A 2,344-nucleotide genomic window follows, 5' to 3' on the forward strand; every position below is an offset into this window, starting at 1 on the left:
AATTAAGTGGGGGTAGTTCATATATTAAAAAATAACTGAATTCTAAATCAATTGAAACATAAATTAATAGTGGCATACCTTGGACTGGTATAGCAACACAAATAAAAATAATAAAAGGTATCTTTTATTATTTACTATCAAATATAAATTTAGTATAATTCTAATGTACAAATCATTATCATTTTTGACTGGCAACAAAACAGTTAGAAATGGTAATGATGGAATTCCTATTTTTTGTTAAGTAAGGGAAAGGAGAACAGGAGAATGGAAAATCAAAATCGTCAGAATGCAGCCCAATGTCCGTTTCACGGAAGCGTAACGAATCAGTCTTCGAATCGAACGACGAACAAAGACTGGTGGCCGAACCAGCTGAACTTAAGCATTCTCCATCAACATGACCGAAAAACGAATCCTCATGATGAAGAGTTCAACTATGCTGAGGAGTTTCAAAAACTAGACTATTGGGCGCTCAAAGAAGATTTGCGCAAACTGATGACGGAAAGCCAAGACTGGTGGCCGGCCGACTATGGCCATTACGGGCCGTTGTTTATCCGCATGGCCTGGCATTCAGCTGGCACGTACCGCATCGGCGACGGCCGTGGCGGCGCTTCGACCGGCACGCAGCGCTTTGCCCCGTTAAACAGCTGGCCGGACAACGCCAACTTGGATAAAGCGCGGCGGTTGTTATGGCCGATCAAAAAGAAATACGGGAACAAAATCTCTTGGGCCGATTTGTTCATTTTGGCGGGCAATGTCGCTATTGAATCGATGGGTGGAAAAACGATTGGATTCGGCGGCGGCCGCGTTGACGTCTGGCATCCGGAAGAAGACGTTTATTGGGGATCGGAAAAAGAGTGGCTCGCCTCTGAACGCTATTCCGGTGATCGCGAGCTCGAAAACCCGCTCGCCGCGGTGCAAATGGGGTTAATCTACGTCAACCCAGAAGGGCCGGACGGCAAGCCGGATCCAAAAGCAGCGGCGCGCGATATTCGCGAGACGTTCCGCCGTATGGGGATGAACGATGAAGAAACGGTCGCCTTGATCGCCGGCGGTCATACGTTCGGAAAAGCGCACGGCGCCGGCCCTGCCACGCACGTCGGTCCCGAGCCGGAAGCCGCCCCGATTGAAGCGCAAGGGCTGGGATGGATCAGCTCTTACGGAAAAGGGAAAGGGAGCGATACGATCACAAGCGGCATTGAAGGCGCTTGGACGCCGACGCCAACCCAGTGGGATACGTCGTACTTTGACATGCTGTTTGGCTATGACTGGTGGCTGACGAAAAGCCCAGCCGGGGCATGGCAATGGATGGCGGTCGACCCGGATGAAAAAGACTTGGCTCCGGATGCCGAGGATCCGTCGAAAAAAGTTCCGACGATGATGATGACGACCGATTTGGCGCTTCGGTTTGACCCGGAATACGAAAAAATCGCCCGCCGATTCCATCAAAATCCAGAAGAATTTGCGGAGGCGTTTGCCCGGGCATGGTTCAAGCTTACCCATAGGGATATGGGACCGAAAACGAGATATCTCGGCCCGGAAGTTCCGAAAGAAGATTTCATCTGGCAAGATCCGATTCCAGAAGTCGATTACGAATTGACAGAAGCGGAAATTGAAGAAATCAAAGCCAAAATTTTGAACTCCGGACTGACGGTCAGTGAACTTGTGAAAACAGCTTGGGCCTCAGCCAGCACGTTCCGCCATTCCGACAAGCGCGGCGGGGCCAACGGCGCCCGCATTCGTCTCGCGCCGCAAAAAGACTGGGAAGTGAACGAACCGGAGCGGCTCGCCAAAGTGCTGTCCGTCTACGAGGACATCCAGCGCGAACTGCCGAAAAAAGTAAGCATCGCCGACTTGATCGTCCTTGGCGGCAGCGCTGCGGTGGAAAAGGCAGCCCGCGACGCCGGCTTTGATGTCAAAGTGCCATTTTTCCCTGGCCGCGGCGATGCGACACAAGAGCAAACCGATGTCGAAAGCTTTGCCGTGTTGGAACCGTTCGCAGATGGCTTCCGCAACTATCAAAAGCAAGAGTACAGCGTTCCGCCGGAAGAGCTGCTCGTCGACAAAGCCCAGCTCCTCGGGCTGACCGCCCCAGAAATGACGGTCTTAGTTGGCGGTTTGCGCGTGTTGGGCGCGAACTATCGCGATCTGCCTCATGGCGTCTTCACTGACCGCATCGGGGTGCTGACCAACGACTTCTTTGTCAACTTGTTGGATATGAACTATGAATGGGTGCCGACAGACAGCGGCATTTATGAAATCCGCAACCGGAAAACCGGCGAAGTGCGGTGGACGGCGACCCGGGTAGATCTCATTTTCGGATCCAACTCCATTCTTCGTTCCTACG

At 52.0% G+C, this 2,344-nt stretch carries 1 protein-coding gene; it reads left to right on the forward strand.

The window, feature by feature from the left end:
- Positions 1-264: 264 nt before the first annotated feature.
- The coding region (gene katG / locus VU18_RS07370) for a catalase/peroxidase HPI (RefSeq protein WP_047757888.1) at positions 265-2,344 on the forward strand (2,080 nt) is incomplete at its 3' end.

This window comes from Geobacillus sp. ZGt-1, assembly GCF_001026865.1.
GTDB lineage: Bacteria > Bacillota > Bacilli > Bacillales > Anoxybacillaceae > Geobacillus > Geobacillus thermoleovorans.